This is a genomic window from Lentzea sp. (genome assembly GCF_036380075.1).
Lineage (GTDB): Bacteria > Actinomycetota > Actinomycetes > Mycobacteriales > Pseudonocardiaceae > Lentzea.
Genome location: NZ_DASVFL010000067.1, coordinates 91490 through 111250, shown reverse-complemented (window position 1 = coordinate 111250; position 19761 = coordinate 91490). Strand labels below are relative to the sequence as shown.

Sequence of the window (19761 nt, the reverse complement as noted above, 5' to 3'; positions counted from 1 at the left end):
GAACAGCACAAATCGCCGCTCGCGAGCCTTAATTGGCAACGGATCGCGGGTCAATTCGACGCGGACAGCCGAATCGTTAGGGCAACCAGCTCACTTTGCCGCGCAACATTGCGTAGCCGACGAACGCGACTACGTCGAGGATCGTGTGGGCGATGACGAGCGGCCACAGGCGCTTCGTGCGCTGCCAGTAGAAGCCGAACACCAGACCCATGACGAGGTTGCCGACGAACCCGCCGAAGCCCTGGTAGAGGTGGTACGACCCGCGCAGGACGGCCGCCGCGAACAGCGCCGTGTACTGCCGCCAGCCGAGCTGCTGGAGGCGGGTGATCAGGTACCCGACGACGAGCACCTCCTCCGCCCACGCGTTGCCGGCGGCGGCGAGGACCAGCGCGACGCTCATCCACCACTGGTCGTCCAGCGTCGACGGCTGCACGGCCAGGTTCAGCCCGAGCGACCAGGCGGCGAAGTAGAGCCCGAGCCCGGGGATGCCGATGACCGCGGCCAGTCCCAGCGCCCCCAGCGAGTCGGCGAGCTTGCGGGTGCCGTCGAGCCCGACGACCCTGAGCTTGATCCCCGTGCGCCACAGCAGGTACAGGCCGATGCCGCCCCACGCGGCGAGCTGGAGCACGCCCAGCAGCTGCGCCACGAGGTCCAGCAGGTCGGCGCGCGCCTGCGGGACGTTGATCGCGACCGACTGCTGGTTGAGCGGCGTCGGCTGGAGCAGGCTGTCGACCAGCCGCACCAGGCTGCGCAGGCCGGACAGCCCGAGCGTCATGCTGAAGACGATCAGCAGTTCGAGCTGGTAACCGCGCTTCTCGGCGTCGGGGATCGGTGTCGGACTCTGCGCAGGTTCGATCACCTGCGTGACGCTACCTCTGCGCGAGGAACGGGCAGCCCATCAACCGGCGCAGTTCCGCCGCGAGCTCCTGGGCCGTGCTGACCGGCTTGGAGAACGCGATCCGCACGTCGTGGTCGTCGCACTCCGCCTCGACCCGCAGCCGCAGCCCGAACCGGTCGAGCCCGAGCGGCCGCACGTGCCCGTCCCGCAGCTCCTCCGGCAGGTGCCGGGCGAGCTGGCCGACGACGTCGCGGTGCGCCCTCTCCAGGTGCCGCAGCCAGTGGTCCTCGTTGCGGCAGAACGGGTCCGGCGCGGCGCTCGCGAACTGCTCCGGCCGGATCGACGACGTGCCCTCGGCGTCCGCGATCACCAGCGACGCGGGCGTGAGCCGCAGCACCGACGCGCCGTGCCCGGCGTCGAGCAACCGGTGGTCGGGCCGCACGTCGGCGACCGCGAGGACCTCGTCGCGCGCCTCCTGGCCGTCGAGCGCCGAGACCCAGCCCGTCAGCCACAGCAGGCCGCGGACGGGCTCGCGCAACGGCACCGGCGCCTGGTCGGCGATCTCCAGCATCGCCGTCACCTCGGTGCGCGGCGCCTGCCAGAGCTGCCCGACCAGCGGGTGCTCGTCGGGCAGCAGCAGGATCGTCGTGCCGCACGGGTGCACGTGGTGGAACAGCGGGCTGGTGCGGTTGCCCGCCTGAGGGAGCAGCGCGGCCTGACCGCCGCGAGCCGCGATGGTGCGGGCGCGCTCGGCGGCGTGCGGCGCCGGTGGGCGCTTGGTCTGGGTGTCGGTCACCGCTGCACCTCCTCAGAAGGTTAGGCAAGGCTAACTTAGGTTCGGTTCTCGCGGAAGCGCCGGAGCCGTCCATCTCACTACCCGGTTCACACGAAGAGGTGTAAGACGGACAGGTGGTCGTGCCCAGCAAGCCGTCCACCGAGGTGACGGCGCTCGACGATCGGTGGACCCGGCACTGCCTGGACCGGGCGAGCCGTCGTGCCCTGACGTGGACGGTGGTCGCCGGCGCGGCCTTCCTGCTCCAGTTCGTCCTGGTGCTGGCGTGGTCGTGGTCGTCACCGGTGGCGTTGGTCCTGTTGTTCTTCGCCGCGGCCGTCCTGTGGTCGGTGACGCGGCGGCGGCCGGTGCGACTGCCGGAGGGGGAGCCGTGGGTTTTCGCGCACGCGAAGTGGGAGGGCGGGCGGCTCGTGGTCCTGGGGCAGCCGCCATTGTTGTTGAGCCTGCGCGTCGGGCCTTTGCTGCGCGGGAGGATCGCGCGGCACCGGCGGGTCTGGTTCGTCCGGCCGGATGCCGAGGGCAACACCGTGGTCACGTTCCGAGGTGTTCCGCAGCTCATTCCCGCCCGCGTGTTTCGATGATCAAGTAGCGGGAAATGCCAGTGGACGTGCACGTGACCACGGCGTGGAGTGACACCTGCCTCGCGCGGGCGGACAGGCGCGCCGTCGGTCACATCTTCTTCGCCCTCGTGGTGCTCGGGGTCGTGCTGGTGATCGGCTGGATCTGGCTCACCGTGCTGTCCGTGCCGGTGGTGCTCGAACTGGCCGCGCCGGGGTTGCGGCACTTCCTCACCCGACGCGGCACGGTCGCCCTGGTGGAGCGGTTCCCGTGGCGCCCGGTGTCGGTGAGCTTCGTGGCCGGTCGGCGGATCGGGCGCCAGGCCTACCTGCGGGTCGCCGACTCCGAGATGAACCTGCGGCTGCCGGAGCTGCCGGAACGGGCGCGCGTGCTCGTCCGGCACACCGGGCGGATCTGGATCGCGGGGCCGGACGAGCGGGGGCGCGTGGTGGCGATGACGCGAGGCCTCGCGTTCCTCACACGCGGACGGGTGATCGACCGCTGACCCACGCCCGGTGGTGCCGCTCGGGCGCGTCGGTGAACGAGACGTGCCGCGGCCGCCAGCCGAGCAGCCGATGGGCCTTGGCGCTGGACACGAGCTCGTCCTGGTCGGCCGCGACCTGCATGAACCCGCCCGCCTCCGCAGGCTCCAGCCGGATCTCGCCGGTGAAGCCCGCCGCGCGCACGGCGATCCGTTGGACCTCCAGCGCGGGCAGGCGCTGGTCGTCGGCGACCACGTACACCTCGTTCTCCGCTCCACGGTCGAGGATGCGGACGTAAGCGTCGGCGAGGTCGTCGACGTGCACCCAGCTCCAACGCTTGGCCGTGTCGCCGTAGAACACCGGCGCGCCCGCCTCCGCCGCCGCGAACCACTGCGCGGTCATGGACGTGGTCGCCGGGCCGCCGTACAGGAAGCCGGGCCGCACGACCGTGTGCGCCAAGCCGGTCGCCGCCAGCTCGCGTTCCAGGGCGAAGCGGAACCCGATCGGGCTGTCCGGGTTGCCAGGCGTGTTCTCGTCCATCAGCGGCACGCCGGTGCGGCCGTAGGAGGAGATGCCGGTCGTGTAGACGACGTGCCGCCGTCGGCCGTCGCGCTTCTCGGCCTCCACGATCTCGGTGAACAACGCACGGTCGGTGCCCGCCGGGTCGTCGAGGTCCATGACCAGGTGCACGACGGCGTCGGTGCCGTCGAGGTGGTCGCGCCAGGTGTCGGGCTTCGCGAGGTCGCCCTCGACCGGCGTGACCTCGTCGACGACCAGGTCGTGGGCTTTGCCGGGGTCGCGGGTGAGGCCGAGGACGGTGTGCCCGGCGCGGGCGAGGGCGGCCGAGACGCGGCGCCCGGCGTACCCCGTGGCTCCGGTGACGAGGATCTGCATGGTCCGGCTCCTGGGGTCAGGCCGCGAAGAAGCGGGTCAGCGCTTCGGCGGTGGCGTGCGGGTTGTCGGCGGCGTAGGTGTGGGCGGCGTCGGAGATGATCTCGGCGCGGACGTCCGTGGCGGCCTCACGAGCGCCGTTGAGCAGCACGTCCGAGGGCAGGCCGTACTCGCCGTGCAGCACGAGCACCGGGACCTCGACCTTGATGCCGGCGCGCGCGTTGCGGCCGTCCTCCAGGACCGTCGCGTAGTGCTCGAACCCGCCGCGCATCCCGCCGGGCCGGGTGAGGGTGCGCAGCAGGTCGGCGTGGTCGTCGTCGGTGATGCCGCCGCGGACCATCTGCGGGTAGAACCACGACAGGTACTGCTCCTCGCGGCCCTCGACGAGCTTCGCCGCGAACTCGCTCTGCGCGTGGAACCCGAAGTGCCACAGACCCGACAGGTGCTCCTCCAGGCCGAAGCCGGGCAGGAAGCACTCGCTGAGCACGAGCCGCGTGACGTCCCGCGGGTACCGCTGGGCCCAGGCGTGGACCGTCATCGTGCCGACGTCGGTGCCGAGGACGAACGCGTTCTCGGCACCGAGGTGGCGCAGCAGCTCGTGCAGGTCGTCGGCCTCGTCCTGCTTGGTCCAGTGCCCGTCGGGGATCGACGAGTCGCCGGACCCGCGCAGGTCCGGCGCGACCACCCGGAAGCCCCGCGCCGCCAGCAACGGCAGCAGTTCGCGGAACTCGATCCAGCTGAACGGCCAGCCGTGCACGAGCACCACCAGCGGCCCCTCACCGCCGATCACGTAGTGCATGTTCACGCCGTTGACCTCGGCGTACGCGTGTTCGAACCCCTCCGGCGCAGGTGCGGGAGACGTCATCAACTCACTCCTTAGCTTGCTTGCTTAAGCAAGGAATACCCCCTTTTGCTTGATCAGGCAAGTAAGGTGTGAGCGTGACCGCACTCACCCCGCTGTCCTCCGACGAGACCGAGCTCTGGCAGAGCCTCGGCCGGTTGGTGCACTCGCTGCCCCGCGCGCTGGAGGACGACATGTCCCGCACCGGCGTGACGATGACCGAGTTCGCCGTGCTGCTGCTGTTGAGCGAGGCGCCCGGCCGGCGGCTGCGGATGTCCGCGCTCGCCGCTCAGGCCGGGCTCACGGCGTCGCGGATCACCAGGGTCGTCGACGGGCTCGGCAAGCACGGGCTGGTGCTCAAGGAGCGCCACGGCGAGGACGCGCGCGGCAACGACGCGATCCTCACCGACGAGGGGCTGGAGGCGATGCACGCGGCCCAGCCGGCCCACCTGGCCAGCGCGCGCAAGCGGGTGCTCGACAAGATCCCGCCCGAGCTGCTGCCGGAGCTGGCCAGGACCGTCACGGCGCTGGCCGACGCACTGGCCTAGGGCCTGTCCCGTGAGCCTCGTCCGCGACAGTCGCGGCCGAGGGCCCCGGAGGCGGCGCCGCCGCAGCACCCGAATACGCCCGGTATGAGGGCGCCGCGGCGGCACCGCCTCCGGGACGCTCGACCGTGACTCTCATCGAACGGACTCACGGGACAGGCCCTAGCGGCCCGTCGCGATGCCCTCGGCCTCTGCCCACTGCGTGAGGTCGTCCTTGCGCAGCGCCGCGGCCAGCAGTTCGGGGAACTTGTCCGGCGTGCAGGCGAACGCCGGTGCGCCCAGCGCGTGGAGCTTCGCGGCCAGCTCGTGGTCGTAGGCCGGGGTGCCGGAGTCGCTCAACGCCAGCAGGTTCACGACCGTGACGCCGCTCGCGACCAGTTCGCGGACGCGGCGCTGGAGCTCCGACTCCGAGCCGCCCTCGTACAGGTCGCTGATGATCACGACGACCGTGTCGGTGGGCCTGCGGATGAGCGTCTGGGCGTAGGCGACCGCGCGGTTGATGTCCGTGCCGCCGCCGAGCTGGGCGCTGAACAGCAGGTCGACCGGGTCGCTGAGCTGGTCGGTCAGGTCGGCGACCTCGGTGTCGAACACGACGAGCTTCGTCGAGATCGAGCGGATGGACGCGAGCGCCGAGCCGAGCACCGCCGCGTGCACCAGCGAGTCCGCCATCGAACCGGACTGGTCGACGAGCAGGACGACGTCCCGCATCGCCGCGGTCCGGCTGCGCCTGCGGTGGCCGATCAGGTCCTCGACGATCACGGTCCGGTGCTGCGGCTGGTAGTTCTTGAGGTTCGCCTTGATCGTGGTCGCCCAGTCGACGTCCGGCAGCTGCGGCCGGTGCGTGCGCTTCGAGCGGTCGACGGCGCCGCGCACGGCCTCGACCAGCCGGTCCGCCAGGCGCCGCTCGATGTCCTCGACCACCTTGCGCACCACGGTCTTCGCGGTGTCGCGGGTGCGGGCCGGGATGGCGCGGGAGAGCTGGAGCAACGTGCTGACCAGGTTCACGTCCGGCTCGACGGACTCGAGCAGCTCGGGTTCGAGCAGGAGCTGCTTGAGACCGAGCTTGTCGATCGCGTCCCGTTGCATCACCTGCACGACGGACGTGGGGAAGTACTTGCGGACGTCACCCAGCCACCGGTGCAGCTGCGGCGAGCTGGCACCGAGCCCTGCGCCGCGGTCGCCACCGCCGCCGTAGAGGCCCGTGAGCGCGTTGTCGCGCCGCTGGTCGTCCTCGCCGAGCTCGGACACCTCCTCGGCGCTCGGCCCCAGCAGCAGACGCCAGCGCCGCAGCCGTTCATCCGTCATTTGAGGGCCGCTGCCACTTCTTCGGCCGCACGCACGACGTGAGGGCCGACGATGTCCGCGTCGAGCTTCTCCAGCGCCACGACACCCACGGACGCCCGCAGACCCGGCACTCCGCGCACGGGAGCCGCGACGCCGAACGCGTTCGGCTGGAGCTCGCCCGCGGAGGCGACCCACGTCTCGGTGGGCTGCGAGATGGCCTTGCCGGCCGCCCCGCGGTGCACGGGGTGGCGCGACCCCACCCGGTACGCCACGTGGAAAGCCGTCCACGACGGTTCGACGACGGCGACGGCCTGGGCCTCGCCGCCGTCCGCGACGGTCAGGTGCGCGGTGGCGCCGACCTTCTCCGCCAGCTCGCGCAGCGCCGGGTTGGCCGCCATCCGCAGCTGCGGCAGGACGTTCGAGGCCAGGCGCAGCACGCCCAGGCCCAGCCGGACCTTCGACCCCTCCCTGCGCACGAGACCGCGCGCCTGGAGCGGGACGAGGAGCCGGTACACGGCGGCCCTGGACGCGCCGATGGCCGTGGCGAGCTCCGAGATCGACGGTGCCTCGGACTCCGCCTCAGCGACAGCCTGGAGGAGCGCCAGACCCCGTTCCAGGGTCAGCGAGCTCTCCTTCGTCGCTCCGACCATCACGCACTCCGAATCGTGCCCACCACCTCGGCGAGACCGACCACGGAACCGCCCTCACCGGGAGCGGTGGCGGTCAGCCTGACCGTGTCACCGTCCTCCAGGAAGGACCTCGTGGAGCCGTCGTCGAGCTTGAACGGTTCCTTGCCACCCCAGCTGAGCTCGAGGAACGAGCCGCGTTCGTCCTTCTCCGGACCGGAGACCGTGCCGGAGGCGAACAGATCACCTGGGCGCACGGTAGCCCCGTTCACCGTCATGTGGGCGAGCTGTTGCACAAACGACCACGACATTTCCCGGAACGGGGGCCGCGAGACGATCGTGTCGTTCAGCTCGACCGTGATGGTGATGTCCAGGCCCCACGGCTGGTCCGTCGCCAGGTAGTCGTGCAGCTTGTTCGGCAGCGGCGGCGTGGGGACGCGGGCGACCGAGAAGGCCTCCAGCGGCGTGATCCACGCGCCGATCGACGTCGCGAACGACTTGGCCAGGAACGGGCCCAGCGGCTGGTACTCCCAGGCCTGGATGTCGCGCGCCGACCAGTCGTTGACCAGCGCGACGCCGAAGACGTGCTCGGCGGCCCTGCTGGTCGAGACGCCGGCCGCCGGCGGACCGCCGCAGACGAACCCGACCTCCGCCTCGATGTCGAGCCGCTCCGAGGGACCGAACTTCGGGCCCTCGCTGCCGCGCTTCTGGCCGTTCGGGCGCCTGATGTCCGTGCCCGAGACGTACACCGTGCCCGCGCGGCCGTGGTAGCCGATCGGCAGGTGCGTCCAGTTCGGCGTGAGCGCGTCGCCGTCGGGGCGGAACATGCGGCCGACGTTCTCGGCGTGGTGCCTGCTCGAGTAGAAGTCCACGTAGTCGCCGACGGTGAACGGCAGCTTCGCGGTCTCGATGCCGACGAGCTCGGCGCCCTTGGGGGCGGAGCTCGCCGACACGATCTCCCGCAGCTTGGCCCGCAGCACGCTCCAGATCGGCCGGCCCGCCGCGAGCAGCGGGTCGAGCGAGTCGCCCTGGACGAACTCGCTGCACTTGCCCAGCGCGAGGCTCTTCAGGAGCAGCGCCCGGTCGCCGACGCGGACGGCCACGCCCCCGTCGACGACGCCGTAGGGCAGGGTCTGCGGTCCGAACGGCTGGTCCTCGGTGAAGCTCGGGTCGCTGATCCAGCTCACAGCAGTCCAAGCTCCTCGAGGTCGGCGATCGGTTCGGCGAGCGAGCACGAGCCGTAGCTCGCGAACACGCCGCGGACGGCGTGCGCGGCCTGGTCGCTGAGCGCCTTGGCCTCGGCGGTGAGCGCCTCGGCGTCGGTGCTCGCGAGGGCCTCGCGGACGTCGCGGCCGCTCAGGCTGCGCGCCGTGGCGACGAGCAGGTTCAGGAAGCCGTGGTGGGTGAAGCCCTGCTCGTCGGTGTAGCGGACGGCCTTGTGCAGACCGGCGGTCGCCTTGAACGCGACGCCGCCACCGCTGACGACGGACAGGAAGTCGGCGACCTCCTGGACGCTCGGGAAGTTCTCGGTGCTCAGGCCGCCGCAGCGCAGCTTGGGCCAGCTGCCGTGCTCGATGACCCGGCGGACGCCGTCGAGCCACTCGGCACCGCCGCGGCGGGGTTCGACCACGCGGATGACGTCCTCGGGGACGAACTCCGACACGCGTTCGAGCCACACCTCGTCCACATCGGACGGTGCGGGCATCTCGACCATGCGCAGTGCCAGGAGCTCGCTGCGGCTCTCGACGATGGAGACGGCCTTCGGCACGCCGCCGAGGCCGGTGTCGATCACGAGGGAGAGCGCGATCGGCTTCGGTGGCTTGACCTTGATGAGCTCGGTGATGAGCTCGGCGAGACGGGAGGCGGGGCAGAGGAAGAGGCCCATGACGCCGGACCACTCGCCGACGCGTCCGTCGAGGTGACCGCGCACCGCGTCGGGCATCGACGCGTTCCCCGGGGGGAACAGCGCGGCATCGTCCACGAGCCTCGCGAGCAGGGGCGGAGTACCGCGCGGACCGGGCGCACGGAGTTCGACAGCGCTTGACACGGCTGACACGCTAGCCGGGTATCGGTAAGTGAACAAAGATGTCCGATAGTCGAACGCTCGCAGAGATGGTTTCGGAGACGTCATGGCCTACTACCGCCAGGTCGGGGAGATCCCCCGGAAGCGCCACACCCAGTTCCGCAAACCGGACGGTGGGCTCTACGCGGAAGAGCTCATGGGAGTGGAGGGGTTCTCGGCCGACTCGGCCCTGCTCTACCACCGGCACCTGCCGACCGCGATCGTGAACGCGGAGACCGTGAAGGACGAGCGCGGCGGTGTCGCGCCGAACCTGCCGCTGAAGCCGCGGGCGTTCAAGACGCAGGACCTGACCTGGGCCTCCGACGAGGTCGACGCGGTCACCGGGCGGCGCAAGCTGTTCGGCAACCCGGACGTGACCATCGGGTTCGTGGTGGCCACCGTGCCGTCGCCGTTGTACCGCAACGCGTTCGGTGACGAGCTGCTGTACGTGCAGACCGGGTCCGGCGTCATCGAGACGATCTACGGGGCGTTGGAGGTCGGCGACGGCGACTACGTCGTGATCCCGACCTCGTGCACGTACCGGGTGGTGCCGTCGTCGCCGATGTCGCTGCTGGTGCTGGAGGCGACCGGGCACATCGGGCCGCCGAAGCGCTACCTGTCGAAGGCCGGCCAGTTCCTGGAGCACTCGCCGTACTGCGAGCGCGACATCCGCGGTCCCTCCGAGCCGTTGCTCGTCGACGGGACCGACGTCGACGTGCTCGTGCGGCACCGGGCGGGGCTCACCCGGTTCACCTACGCGAACCACCCGTTCGACGTCGTCGGCTGGGACGGGCACCTGTACCCGTGGGCGTTCAACATCCGCGACTTCGAGCCGATCACCGGCCGCGTGCACCAGCCGCCGCCCGTGCACCAGACGTTCGAGGGCCCGAACTTCGTCGTGTGCTCGTTCTGCCCGCGCAAGGTCGACTACCACCCGCTGGCCGTGCCGGTGCCGTACAACCACGCGAACGTCGACTCGGACGAGCTGATGTTCTACGTCGGCGGCAACTACGAGGCGCGCAAGGGCTCCGGCATCGGCGTCGGCTCGATGTCGCTGCACCCGTCCGGCTGCACGCACGGCCCGCAGCCCGGAGCGGTCGAGGCGTCGCTGGGAGTGGACTACTTCGACGAGACCGCGGTCATGGTCGACACGTTCCGCCCGCTCGAGATGGGCGAGGCGGCGGAGGCCTGTGAGGACCCGGCGTACGCGTGGACGTGGGCCCGTCGCGGTCCGGCCTGATTTTCTGTCGGGGGTCCTCGCTACTTTGGTCCCGTGAGGACACGAGCCGTTCCGACGCGCTGGCAGGGCCTGGGCAAGGCCCTGCCGGTGCTGTGGGGCCTCTACACGGGCTCCGGCTCCGTGCCGTACCGCGTGTGCGTCGACCTGGCCGCGGGCTCTGCCAAGTGCAGCTGCCCGTCCCGCAAGTTCCCCTGCAAGCACGCCATCTCGCTGCAGGAGCTCGACCTCCCGGACGCCCTGCCGCCCGACTGGGTGGAGGAGTGGACGTCCCGGCGGGCCGCCCGTGAGCTCGACTCCTCGCCGGAGGCGGTGGCACGGCGGCTGCGCGCCCGCGAGAAGACGGCCGACCGCAGGGCGGTGGCGATGTCGTCGGGCATCGACGGCCTGCGCGACTGGCTGCTCGACGTGGCCTCTGCGGGCGTGGCGTCGTTGCCGGGCCGCCCGGCCTCGTGGTGGCAGGCGTTCATCGCCCGCATGATCGACGCCCAGGTGCCCGGCGTGGCCGCGGCCGTGGGGGAGATCCAGGAGATCGTCGCCCGCTCGGGTCCCCGCTGGACCTCGGACGTGGCCGACCGCCTGGGCGGCCTGCACCTGCTCTGCTTCGTCCAGCCGCGCTCCCGCCTGGGCGTGACGGTGCCGGAGGAGACCGTCCGCGCCACCCCCGGCGTCTTCGACCGCTGGGTGGCCCTGCTGCGCCTGGAGACCGACGACGGCCGCGTCCGGACCGTCCGCCAGTGGTGCTGGGGCCGCGAGTCGGAACGCTGGGTCGTCGCCATCCGCCACTCGGCCGTCGGCGCCCCCGTACCGCTGCTCCCGCACGGCCAGGAGTCCTCGGCCCTGGTCCACCCTTACCCGGCGTCCGACCGCGTCGCCCTGGGCGACCTGGAGGCCTCCCGCACCCCGGCCCCGGTGCCCGCGCCACCGTCTTGGAGGTCGTCGCTGGCGTCCCTGGAGCCGATGCTGGTGGCCGACCCGTGGCAGCGCCTGTTCCCACTCGGCTGCGCCTCCGTCCGGCTGGGCGGCGGCGCGCTGGCGGACACCTCGGGCCACGCCCTGCCGGTCCGCGACGACAGCGGCCTGGACATGGCCCTGGCGCTGACGGGCGGCGTGCCGTTCGACGCGTGGGGCCTGTGGGACGGCCACGCCCTGCGGCTGGGCGCGATCGCGGTGGACGGCAAGCTGGAGGTGGTGGCGTGACCACCGCGCAGCCCCACGTCCGTCTCAGCGCCCGCGCTGCCCGGCCGGGCGAACGCACCTCCCGTCCCGGCCACTTCGCCGGCTTCGACCGGCGCGCACTCCTCAGACCTCTCGTCCTGGCCGGCTCAGCGCTCCTGCGCACCCCGGAGGTGGCGGCGTGAAGGCCGACTGGTCCGACACCGTCCAGAACCTCCTCATCGGCACGACCAGGGGCGGCGGCGATCCCGCCGAGCTGCTCTCCGACTGCGCGGCCCTGGGCGTGGCGGCGTTCGGCGCCACGCTCCCGCCGCAGGCGCAGACCGACCCGGTCGACCTGGCCCCCGAGGAGACCGCCGAGTTCCCGCGCCCGGCGGCCAAGGCCGTCCTCGAGGCGATCATGAACCTCGACGACGAGGTCCTGCTGACCGAGTGGTGCGCGCTGGCCAAGGCGGGCAACGTCGTCGCCGAGCACCGCATGCTGCCGGCGCTGCTCGCGCTCGGCACCGCGCGGCCGGGGCTGCGGGCCGCCGTGGTCGAGGTGCTGGGCGCGCGCGGCCGGTGGCTCGCGAACACCCGGCCCGGCTGGTCCTGGGCGAGCGGGGCCGCGCCGCTGGTCGACGAGGTACCGCTGGAGGAGGTCCTCGACCTGCCCAGCGCCCAACGGGTGCGCGCGTTGCGCCGCAAGCGCAAGGCTGATCCGGCGGGGGTCGGGGCGTTCATCGCGTCCGAGTTCCAGGCGTCCCGTCGCTCCGCCGACCGCCAGGTGCTGGTCAGCGCGCTGGAGACCGGCCTGAACGGCCAGGACGAGCGGTTGCTCGAGGCCGCGCTCGACGACAAGGCGGCGGCCGTCCACGACGAGGCGTTGCGGCTCCTGCGGACGTTGGGGCGCACGCGGCTCGCCGCCCGCGCGGCCCACCGGTTGCGGCACGGCCTGCGGCTCACCTCGGACGGGCTCGACGTCCGGCCGGAGGAGCTCTGGACCGCGCAGCCCGACGCGCAGGAAGTGCGCGACCTGATGCGCGACGGGTCCGAGAAGGGCGTGGCCGGGCGGATCCGGGCCGCGGCCGCGAGCGTGCCGCCGTCGTACTGGACCTCCACGCTCAAGGCCGACGACGCCAAGGCCGCCGACATCCTTCGCCGGGGACCGTGGGCCGCCGCGCTGCTCAGGGGTGTCGCCGACCAGCTCGCCGCCGCCAAGGACCCGCGGCCGTGGGCCGTCGCCGCCGCCGAGACGCTGACCGGCATGGAGCAGCTGGAGATGCTGGCCGCGCTGCCGTCGACCGTGGCCGAGCAGGCGGTCGTGGCCGTGTCGAAGAACTGGCACTACGACCTGCTCGACCACGCCTGCGCGCAGCTGCCGGCGCCCTGGTCGCCCGAGACCACCCGCGCGCTGCTGCACCGGTACGCGGCCCTGCCCGACCCGCGCTGGCGGTCGGGGAGGCCGCCGTCGGTGTTGCTGGCCAGGGGTGACGCCGACCTGCTCGGCGCCAGCTGGGAGGCTCTGACCCGGCGCTGGCCGGAGAGCTCTCTGGAGCTGGAGGTCCTCGGGCTCCGGATCCGCCTGCGCGAATCGTTCGCACCACCGACCCAGGAGGTCCCGTGACCGCCGTGCTCAGGCCGACGGCCGAACAGCAGTACGCCGCCGAGCTCGAGGCCGTCGCGGCGCAGGACGACCGGCAGCGGCCGCCCAACTGGCGCCTGTCGCCGCAGGCCGTGGTCACGTACGTGCTGGGCGGCACGCTGCCCGACGGCACGGTGGTCTCGCCGAAGTACGTCGGCGCGCGCCGGCTCGTCGAGGTCGCGGTGGGCACGCTCGTCACCGACAGGGCGCTGCTGCTCGTGGGTGTGCCGGGCACGGCCAAGTCGTGGCTGTCCGAGCACCTCGCGGCGGCGATCAGCGGCGACTCGACGCTGGTGGTGCAGGGCACGGCCGGCACGAGCGAGGACCAGGTCCGCTACGGCTGGAACTACGCCCGCCTCATCGCCGAGGGCCCGAGCGAGAACGCGCTGGTGCCCAGCCCGGTCATGAAGGGCATGCAGCTGGGGACGGTGGTCAGGGTCGAGGAGCTGACCCGCATGCCGTCCGAGGTGCAGGACTCGTTCATCACGATCCTCAGCGAGAAGTCGCTGCCGGTGCCCGAGCTGAACTCGCAGGTCCAGGCCGTGCCGGGCTTCACGGTCATCGCCACGGCCAACGACCGCGACCGGGGCGTCAACCAGATGTCGTCGGCGCTCGCGCGGCGCTTCAACACCGTCGTGCTGCCGCCGCCCGCGACCGAGGACGCCGAGGTCGAGATCGTCGTGACGCGTGCGCAGCAGCTCGGCAAGGCGTTGCAGCTGCCCGCCGAACCGCCCGCGCTCGACGAGGTGCGCCGGGTCGTGCGGATCTTCCGGGAGCTGCGCAACGGGTCCACCGTGGACGGTCGCACGCAGCTGAAGAAGCCCAGCGGCAGCCTGTCCACGGCCGAGGCCATCTCGGTCGTCGCGAACGGCATGGCGCTCGCCGGGCACTTCGGCGACGGCACGCTGGGCGCGGACGAGCTGGCGAGCGGGCTCATCGGTTCGGTGATCAAGGACCGGGTGTCGGACGCGACCGTGTGGCAGGAGTACGTGGAGACGGTGCTGAAGGAGCGCTCCGAGTGGCGCGACCTCTACCGCGCCTGCCTGGACGTGAGCGGTGCCTGAGTCGGGCACCGGCACAGTTCCCGATCTCGTCCTGCTCGGCATCCGGCACCACGGGCCCGGCTCAGCGCGGATGGTCCGGCGGGCGCTGGAGAAGACCCGGCCCGCGCTGATCCTGATCGAGGGCCCTCCCGAGGCGGACGGGCTGCTGGAGCACGTCCACGCCCTCACGCCGCCGGTCGCGATCCTGCTGCACGACGAGACCGACCCCGAGAACGCCGCCTTCTGGCCGTTCGCGGAGTTCTCGCCGGAGTGGCAGGCCCTGCGCTACGCCGACGAGAACGGCACCACCGCCCGGTTCTTCGACCTGCCGGCGTCGGCGTCGATCGGTGACGACGGCCCGAGCGGGAACGTCGACCCCATCGGCCTGCTCGCCGAGGCCGCCGGCTTCGACGACCCGGAACGCTGGTGGGAGGACGTCGTCGAGCACAGCGCGTCCGACCCGCTCGACCTAGCCGACGCCATCGCCGAGGCGATGGTGGCCGTGCGGGCGGAGTTCGAGGCCGGGGTCGGCGAACGCACGCTGCGCCGCGAAGCGTTCATGCGCCAGACGATCCGCAAGGCGCGCAGGGAGACCGACGGCCCGATCGTCGTCGTGTGCGGTGCCTGGCACGTCCCGGCGCTGATGACGAAACCGACGGTCGCCGCGGACACGGCGTTGCTGAAGGGCTTGCGGCGCCGCAGGATCTCGGGCACCTGGGTCCCGTGGAGCCACGGCCAGCTGGCCGCGGAGTCGGGGTACGGCGCGGGCGTCGACTCGCCCGGCTGGTACGCGCACCTCTGGCAGCACCAGTCCGACGTGGTGCCGCGCTGGTTCGCCAAAGCCGCCGCCGTGCTGCGCGAGGAAGACCTCCCGGCCTCCACCGCGAGCGCCGTGGAAGCCGTCCGGCTCGCGGAAACCCTTGCCGCGCTGAGGGAACGCCCGAGCGCGGGGCTGAGCGAGGTCAACGAGGCCGCGCTCGCCGTGCTCTGCGGCGGCGAGGAGATCCACCTCCAGCTGGTGCACCGCAAGCTCGTCGTCGGCGAACGCCTCGGCGAGGTCGGGGACGCCGTCCCGCGCTCACCGCTGGCGGCGGATCTCCAACGCCTGCAACGACGACTGCGCCTGCCGGCGGACGTCCAGCCCAAGCAGCTCAAGCTCGACCTGCGCAAGGACACCGACCGCGAGCGCTCGAAACTCCTGCAGCGCCTGGAGGTCCTCGGCGTCCCGTGGGGCAGGCAGGACCGCTCCAACTCGCTCGGCACGTTCGCCGAGACCTGGCAGCTGCGCTGGGACCCGGTCTTCGCGGTGTCCGTCGCGGTCGCCGCGCGCCACGGCACGACGGTCCACACGGCGGCCGAGAACGTCCTGACCCAGGCGGCGAAGGACGCCACGAGGGTCGCCGACGCCGCCGCCGCGCTCACGAAGTCCGTCGGCTGCGAGGTGCCCAAAGCCGTCACCGAGGCCCGCAACGCCCTCGACCGCTGCGCCGCGATGGCCACCGACGCCCTCGAGCTCCTGGCCGCACTGCCGGACCTGGCCCGCACCGTCCGCTACGGCTCGGTCCGCGGCACCGACCCGGAACTGCTCCGCGTCGCCCTGCACGGCCTGCTCACCCGCGGCGCGGTCGGCCTCCCGATCGCCTGCCGGGGCATCGACGACGAGACGGCCGAGAGCGCGCTCGTCACGCTCGACGGTGCCCACGAGGCCACCCGCCTCGCCGCCGACGAGGACCACCAGAAGACCTGGTGGCGAGCCCTGCACGCGCTGGTGAAGGCGGAGGCGCACGGCCTCCCCACGGGCCGGGCTACCCGCCTGCTGTGGGAAGCGGGGGAGCTGACCAGCGACGACGTGGCCGCCCGCCTGCACCGGTCGGTGGCGACGTCGTTCGTCGCGGGCTTCCTGCGCGGCTCGGCCACGCTGCTGGCGGCCGACCCGCGCCTGTTCGGCCTGATCGACGAGTGGCTGACCGGCCTGCGCGGCGAGGCGTTCGACGACGCCCTGCCGCTGCTGCGCCGCGCCGTCACCGACTTCACGCCCGCCGAGCGGCGCCTGCTCGGCGAACGGGTCGTGGCGGGGCAGACCCCCGCGCCCGCGCAGGACGACGAGTGGGACCTGGAGATCGCCGAACGCCTCGCGGCCCACGTCCGGAGCCTGCTGGCCTGAGTTTGGCGACCGCCGGATCCGGTGATCCTCCGACCGTGACCGCACCGGAAGAAGACCGCCTCGCCACGCCGGAGACCGACGACCTCGCCGCCGCGCCGGGCGGAAGTCACCCGGCCGACGTGGACGACGGCAGCACCGCCGACGACGACCTCGCCGTGACGGACGAACCCCGCCGCACCACGTCGGACGAGGTCCACCTCACGCCGCCCGACGAGGACCGCCTCGACTCCTCGCAGCAACTGATCAACGAGGCCAAGAAGATCGCCCACGACCTGCGCGAAGAGGTCCCGGACACCGCGCCGGAACCGCCCCGCGAGGACGGCTCCCCGGCGAACTAGAGCGACCAGGGCGGCGTGATCGTCGAACCGTCCGCCAGCGTGCCCTCGATGCCCACCGACGTCGCGACCAGGACCCGCGCGGGTCCTCCGGTCAGCGACAGCTCGGTGTCCGGCGGCACGACGATCGCGTCGCCCGCCCCGGCGGTCTGCCCCTGGATCGTGACCGACCCGGACAGCACGTAGAACACCTCCTCCTTCGAGGCGCGGTGCGGCGTCCCGTCGCCGCCCTCCGGCACGTCGACCGTCCACAGCGCGATCTCGGAACTGCCGCGCGACGGCACGGCCAGCGACCTGAACTCGAACCCGCCGAACGAGTGCGTGGCGGCGGAGTCCCCTCGGACCAGCACATCGACCTCCAATGTAGTCAACTGGGTTGTCTAACCTTAGAATAAGGTCAACCGAGTTGTCTACTTTGAAACGGGGAACCATGGACCCGGTGCCCGTGCTGCTGGCGATGACGTACCGCGCCATGGGCGACCGGTTCCACGACCGGCTCCGGCAGATCGGCCTCGAACCGCTGCGGCCCGCCCACGGCTACGTCTTCCGGTTCCTCAAGGAGAAGCGCGCCACCACCGTCGACATCGGACAGCACCTCGGCGTCACGAAGCAGGCGGCGGCGAAGATCGTCAACGAGCTCGACGAGTGGGGCTACGTCCTGCGCGAGCCCCACCCGACGGACAAGCGGGCCCAGTACGTCGCCCTGACGGGGAAGGGCCGCGACTACCTGAGGCTCGCGGACAACCTCTGGGCCGACCTCGAAGCCGAGATGGCCGAGGCGATCGGAGCGGACACGCTGACCGCGATCAGGACCGGCCTCGCCGCGTACCTGCGGCACGTGCACGGCGAGGACCAGCCAGGACTCCGACCGGTGTGGTGAGCGCCCGCGTCAGAACACCTGCGTCAGCGCGATCACACCGAACACCGCGAAGACGACGCCGGCCACCCGCTGGATCCAGTGCGTCGGCAGCCGCCCGGCGAGCTTGCGCCCCACCAGGACCGCCAGCCCGGCCACGGCGACCAGCGCGAGCCAGGCGCCGAGCCCGACCGCGATCGGCTCGCCGTAGCGGGCGGTGATGCCGGCGGTGGCGAGCTGCGAGGCGTCGCCCCACTCGGCCGCGAACAGCACGCCGAACGACGTCAGGGCCGCCCGCCAGAACGGCACGGCCGCTCGCGTCCCGGCCTCGTCCGCGGAGTCCTCCTCCTTCGAGAACCCCTCCTTGAGCAGCAGGAACGCGCCCACCAGGAACAACACGGCGACCACGCCGGCGACCAGGCGGTCCGGGAGCAGGGTGATGGCCGTGCCGAATGCCGCACCGACCACGGTCTGCACGGCGAAGGCCGCGATGACACCGACGAACACCGGCCACGCGCGGTACCGCGTGGTCAGGACCAGGGTGGCGACCATGGTCTTGTCGGGGAGCTCGACGAGGAACACCACCGCGAAGGCGGTGATGAACGCGAGCAGTGATGTGGCCACGAGGTCCTCCACGTCCGAAGTACGAACCCGGACGGAGGCGCAACAGACCCCGACCGGGCATGCTGCAAAGCCCGGCCGGAGGTCTCGTTCGCCCGTACAAGACGGGTGTGGCACCGGATCCGCTCGAAGGCGGATCAGTATGTCGATCACCACGCCACCGGCCGACTGCTCCGGTGGGAACTACTCCCCTCTGGCGCATTCATCTTAACGGACGCATGTCATCCGACCGGCGTGATGTCGCGCACGGGACCTTGGTCCCGCCTGCGGACGGGACCGTCGTACCTGCTCGCGGCCGTGGTCCAGACCTACGCTCGAAGACGTGGAAGTACTCGAACTCGCGCGGTGGCAGTTCGGCATCACCACCGTCTACCACTTTCTGATGGTGCCGCTGACGATCGGCCTTTCCCTGCTGGTGGCGGGGATGCAGACCGCGTGGGTGCGCACGGGCAACGAGCGCTACTACAAGATGACGAAGTTCTGGGGGAAGCTCCTCCTGATCAACTTCGCCATGGGCGTCGTGACGGGCATCGTGCAGGAGTTCCAGTTCGGCATGGCCTGGAGCGCCTACTCGCGGTTCGTCGGTGACGTGTTCGGCGCTCCGCTCGCCATGGAGGGCATCGTCGCCTTCTTCGTCGAGTCGACGTTCCTCGGCCTGTGGATCTTCGGCTGGGACAAGCTGCCGAAGAAGGTCCACCTCGCCTGCGCCTGGGCGTTCAGCCTCGCGACCATCGCCAGCGCCTACTTCATCCTCGCCGCCAACTCGTGGATGCAGCACCCCGTCGGCATCGTGATGGACGACGGCCGCCCGCGCCTCACCTCGATCTGGGCCGTGCTGACCAACAACACCGTGCTCGCCGCCTTCCCGCACACCATCGCGGGCGCGTTCGCGGTCGCCGGAGCGTTCCTCGTGGGGATCGCCGCCTGGCACCTGCACCGGAAGTCGGAGGAGGAACGGGTCTGGCGCAGCTCGCTCAAGCTCGGCACGTGGGTCGGCGTGGTCGCCTTCGCGGCGCTGAGCATCAGTGGCGACCTGCAGGGCAAGCTCATGTTCGAGCAGCAGCCGATGAAGATGGCCGCCGCGGAAGCGTTGTGCCACACCGAACAGCCGGCGGCGTTCAGCGTCTTCGCGTACGGTGACGTCACCAGGCCCGACTGCGAGAACGTCAAGAGCATCACGGTCCCCGCACTGCTGAGCTTCCTGGCGCACAACGACTTCAGCAGCGAGGTCAAGGGCATCCAGGACCTGGTGCCGATGTACCAGGAGAAGTACGGCGAGTTCTACCCCGTCGACGACCGCCTGGGTGAGCTCAGCGGCAAGCCGATCGACTACGTGCCCGCGCTTCCCGTCACCTACTGGGGTTTCCGGTTGATGATCGGGTTCGGGGCGATCTCGGCCGGCCTGGGTGTCTTCATGCTCTGGCTGACGCGGAAGAACCGGACGCCCACCGGATGGTGGTTCCCGGTCCTCGGCCTCGCCGGCATCGCGACTCCCTTCCTGGCCAACAGCTTCGGCTGGATCTTCACCGAGATGGGCCGGCAGCCGTTCGTCGTGGTGCCGAACCCGTCCGGTGTGGACGGTGTCTGGATGTTCACCGCGCAGGCGGTCTCGAACAGCACCGTCGGCGAGATCCTGACCTCGCTGATCCTGCTCACCGCGGTCTACAGCGTGCTGGCGGTCGTGGAGTTCTACCTGATCCGCAAGTACGTCAGAGGCGGGATTCCCGGCGTACTGCCCCAGAAGTCCGACGACGGCGCCCTGGCGTTCGCGTACTAGGGGAGAGA

General features: G+C 71.7%; 21 protein-coding genes and 1 pseudogene. 12 read left to right on the top strand and 10 right to left on the bottom strand.

Going from position 1 to position 19761, the window contains the following annotated elements; translation table 11 throughout:
• Window positions 1–76: 76 nt before the first annotated feature.
• Window positions 77–775, bottom strand: coding sequence for a CPBP family intramembrane glutamic endopeptidase (locus tag VF330_RS08565; RefSeq protein ID WP_330850980.1), 699 nt, complete (start codon window positions 773–775; stop codon window positions 77–79).
• 94 nt (window positions 776–869) lie between these two features.
• On the bottom strand, window positions 870–1634 hold the full coding sequence (locus tag VF330_RS08560) for a DUF2470 domain-containing protein (RefSeq protein WP_330850963.1): 765 nt from the start codon (window positions 1632–1634) through the stop codon (window positions 870–872).
• Between the two features lie 113 nt (window positions 1635–1747).
• Between VF330_RS08560 and VF330_RS08555 the strand changes: the two genes are divergently transcribed.
• Entirely contained in the window at window positions 1748–2212 is a 465-nt protein-coding gene (locus VF330_RS08555) for a hypothetical protein (protein WP_330850962.1), read from the top strand.
• Between the two features lie 14 nt (window positions 2213–2226).
• Entirely contained in the window at window positions 2227–2694 is a 468-nt protein-coding gene (locus tag VF330_RS08550; protein WP_330850961.1) for a hypothetical protein, read from the top strand.
• On the opposite strand, the gene VF330_RS08545 is transcribed toward VF330_RS08550, so the two are convergent.
• Together VF330_RS08545 and VF330_RS08540 are read right to left on the bottom strand one after the other, a co-directional pair.
• A complete protein-coding gene (locus VF330_RS08545) occupies window positions 2666–3565 on the bottom strand; it encodes an NAD-dependent epimerase/dehydratase family protein (RefSeq protein ID WP_330850960.1) in 900 nt (299 codons plus the stop codon). The genes VF330_RS08550 and VF330_RS08545 overlap by 29 nt on opposite strands.
• A gap of 16 nt (window positions 3566–3581) precedes the next feature.
• Window positions 3582–4427, bottom strand: coding sequence for an alpha/beta hydrolase (locus tag VF330_RS08540; protein ID WP_330850959.1), 846 nt, complete (start codon window positions 4425–4427; stop codon window positions 3582–3584).
• A 74-nt stretch (window positions 4428–4501) separates the two neighbouring features.
• On the opposite strand from VF330_RS08540, the gene VF330_RS08535 reads away from it, so the two are divergent.
• A complete protein-coding gene (locus tag VF330_RS08535) occupies window positions 4502–4951 on the top strand; it encodes a MarR family winged helix-turn-helix transcriptional regulator (protein WP_330850958.1) in 450 nt (149 codons plus the stop codon).
• 159 nt (window positions 4952–5110) lie between these two features.
• Here the strand turns inward: VF330_RS08535 and VF330_RS08530 are convergent, their stop codons facing one another.
• The 4 genes from VF330_RS08530 to VF330_RS08515 are packed head-to-tail and all read right to left on the bottom strand — an operon-like array spanning window position 5111 to window position 8905.
• On the bottom strand, window positions 5111–6253 hold the full coding sequence (locus VF330_RS08530) for a VWA domain-containing protein (RefSeq protein WP_330850957.1): 1143 nt from the start codon (window positions 6251–6253) through the stop codon (window positions 5111–5113).
• Entirely contained in the window at window positions 6250–6882 is a 633-nt protein-coding gene (locus VF330_RS08525) for an IclR family transcriptional regulator (protein WP_330850956.1), read from the bottom strand. The genes VF330_RS08530 and VF330_RS08525 overlap by 4 nt, the downstream gene beginning before the upstream one ends.
• A complete protein-coding gene (gene fahA, locus VF330_RS08520) occupies window positions 6882–8045 on the bottom strand; it encodes a fumarylacetoacetase (protein WP_330850955.1) in 1164 nt (387 codons plus the stop codon). The genes VF330_RS08525 and fahA overlap by 1 nt, the downstream gene beginning before the upstream one ends.
• A complete protein-coding gene (locus VF330_RS08515) occupies window positions 8042–8905 on the bottom strand; it encodes a hypothetical protein (protein ID WP_330850954.1) in 864 nt (287 codons plus the stop codon). Before VF330_RS08515 ends, fahA begins: the two co-directional genes overlap by 4 nt.
• Window positions 8906–8981: 76 nt before the next feature.
• Between VF330_RS08515 and VF330_RS08510 the strand changes: the two are divergent.
• The 7 genes and pseudogenes from VF330_RS08510 to VF330_RS08480 form a co-directional block, all read left to right on the top strand.
• Window positions 8982–10160, top strand: a pseudogene (locus VF330_RS08510) (homogentisate 1,2-dioxygenase); the annotation flags it as partial.
• A 33-nt stretch (window positions 10161–10193) separates the two neighbouring features.
• A complete protein-coding gene (locus VF330_RS08505) occupies window positions 10194–11357 on the top strand; it encodes an SWIM zinc finger family protein (RefSeq protein ID WP_330850953.1) in 1164 nt (387 codons plus the stop codon).
• Complete coding sequence (locus VF330_RS08500) at window positions 11354–11518, top strand: hypothetical protein (protein ID WP_330850952.1); 165 nt, start codon at window positions 11354–11356, stop codon at window positions 11516–11518. Before VF330_RS08505 ends, VF330_RS08500 begins: the two co-directional genes overlap by 4 nt.
• Window positions 11515–12939 (top strand): DUF5691 domain-containing protein, encoded by a 1425-nt coding sequence (locus tag VF330_RS08495; RefSeq protein ID WP_330850951.1) that lies wholly within the window; start codon window positions 11515–11517, stop codon window positions 12937–12939. Before VF330_RS08500 ends, VF330_RS08495 begins: the two co-directional genes overlap by 4 nt.
• Window positions 12936–14021 carry an AAA family ATPase gene (locus tag VF330_RS08490; protein WP_330850950.1) on the top strand — a complete coding sequence of 362 codons (1086 nt, stop codon included), beginning with the start codon at window positions 12936–12938 and terminating at the stop codon, window positions 14019–14021. Before VF330_RS08495 ends, VF330_RS08490 begins: the two co-directional genes overlap by 4 nt.
• Entirely contained in the window at window positions 14014–16164 is a 2151-nt protein-coding gene (locus VF330_RS08485) for a DUF5682 family protein (RefSeq protein WP_330850949.1), read from the top strand. The genes VF330_RS08490 and VF330_RS08485 overlap by 8 nt, the downstream gene beginning before the upstream one ends.
• Before the next feature lie 35 nt (window positions 16165–16199).
• Window positions 16200–16502: a hypothetical protein gene (locus VF330_RS08480; protein ID WP_330850948.1), complete on the top strand. Its 303-nt coding sequence runs from the start codon at window positions 16200–16202 to the stop codon at window positions 16500–16502.
• On the opposite strand, the gene VF330_RS08475 is transcribed toward VF330_RS08480, so the two are convergent.
• Entirely contained in the window at window positions 16499–16849 is a 351-nt protein-coding gene (locus VF330_RS08475) for a cupin domain-containing protein (protein WP_330850947.1), read from the bottom strand. The genes VF330_RS08480 and VF330_RS08475 overlap by 4 nt on opposite strands.
• Window positions 16850–16929: 80 nt before the next feature.
• On the opposite strand from VF330_RS08475, the gene VF330_RS08470 reads away from it, so the two are divergent.
• Entirely contained in the window at window positions 16930–17379 is a 450-nt protein-coding gene (locus VF330_RS08470) for a MarR family winged helix-turn-helix transcriptional regulator (protein ID WP_330850946.1), read from the top strand.
• Window positions 17380–17388: 9 nt separating this feature from the next.
• Here VF330_RS08470 and VF330_RS08465 read toward each other — a convergent pair whose 3' ends face one another.
• Window positions 17389–17967 carry a TMEM165/GDT1 family protein gene (locus VF330_RS08465; RefSeq protein ID WP_330850979.1) on the bottom strand — a complete coding sequence of 193 codons (579 nt, stop codon included), beginning with the start codon at window positions 17965–17967 and terminating at the stop codon, window positions 17389–17391.
• Between the two features lie 331 nt (window positions 17968–18298).
• Here VF330_RS08465 and VF330_RS08460 point away from each other — a divergent pair, with 331 nt between their 5' ends.
• Entirely contained in the window at window positions 18299–19753 is a 1455-nt protein-coding gene (locus tag VF330_RS08460) for a cytochrome ubiquinol oxidase subunit I (RefSeq protein WP_330850945.1), read from the top strand.
• Window positions 19754–19761: the final 8 nt, after the last annotated feature.

Bases quoted from the DNA above. Each gene is read 5' to 3' on its own strand.
- VF330_RS08545 (WP_330850960.1), bottom strand. From the start codon at position 3,565: ATGCAGATCCTCGTCACCGGAGCCACGGGGTACGCCGGGCGCCGCGTC.
- VF330_RS08470 (WP_330850946.1), top strand. From the start codon at position 16,930: ATGGACCCGGTGCCCGTGCTGCTGGCGATGACGTACCGCGCCATGGGC.
- VF330_RS08565 (WP_330850980.1), bottom strand. From the start codon at position 775: ATGACGCTCGGGCTGTCCGGCCTGCGCAGCCTGGTGCGGCTGGTCGAC.
- VF330_RS08550 (WP_330850961.1), top strand. From the start codon at position 2,227: ATGCCAGTGGACGTGCACGTGACCACGGCGTGGAGTGACACCTGCCTC.
- VF330_RS08540 (WP_330850959.1), bottom strand. From the start codon at position 4,427: ATGACGTCTCCCGCACCTGCGCCGGAGGGGTTCGAACACGCGTACGCC.
- VF330_RS08525 (WP_330850956.1), bottom strand. From the start codon at position 6,882: ATGGTCGGAGCGACGAAGGAGAGCTCGCTGACCCTGGAACGGGGTCTG.
- VF330_RS08530 (WP_330850957.1), bottom strand. From the start codon at position 6,253: ATGACGGATGAACGGCTGCGGCGCTGGCGTCTGCTGCTGGGGCCGAGC.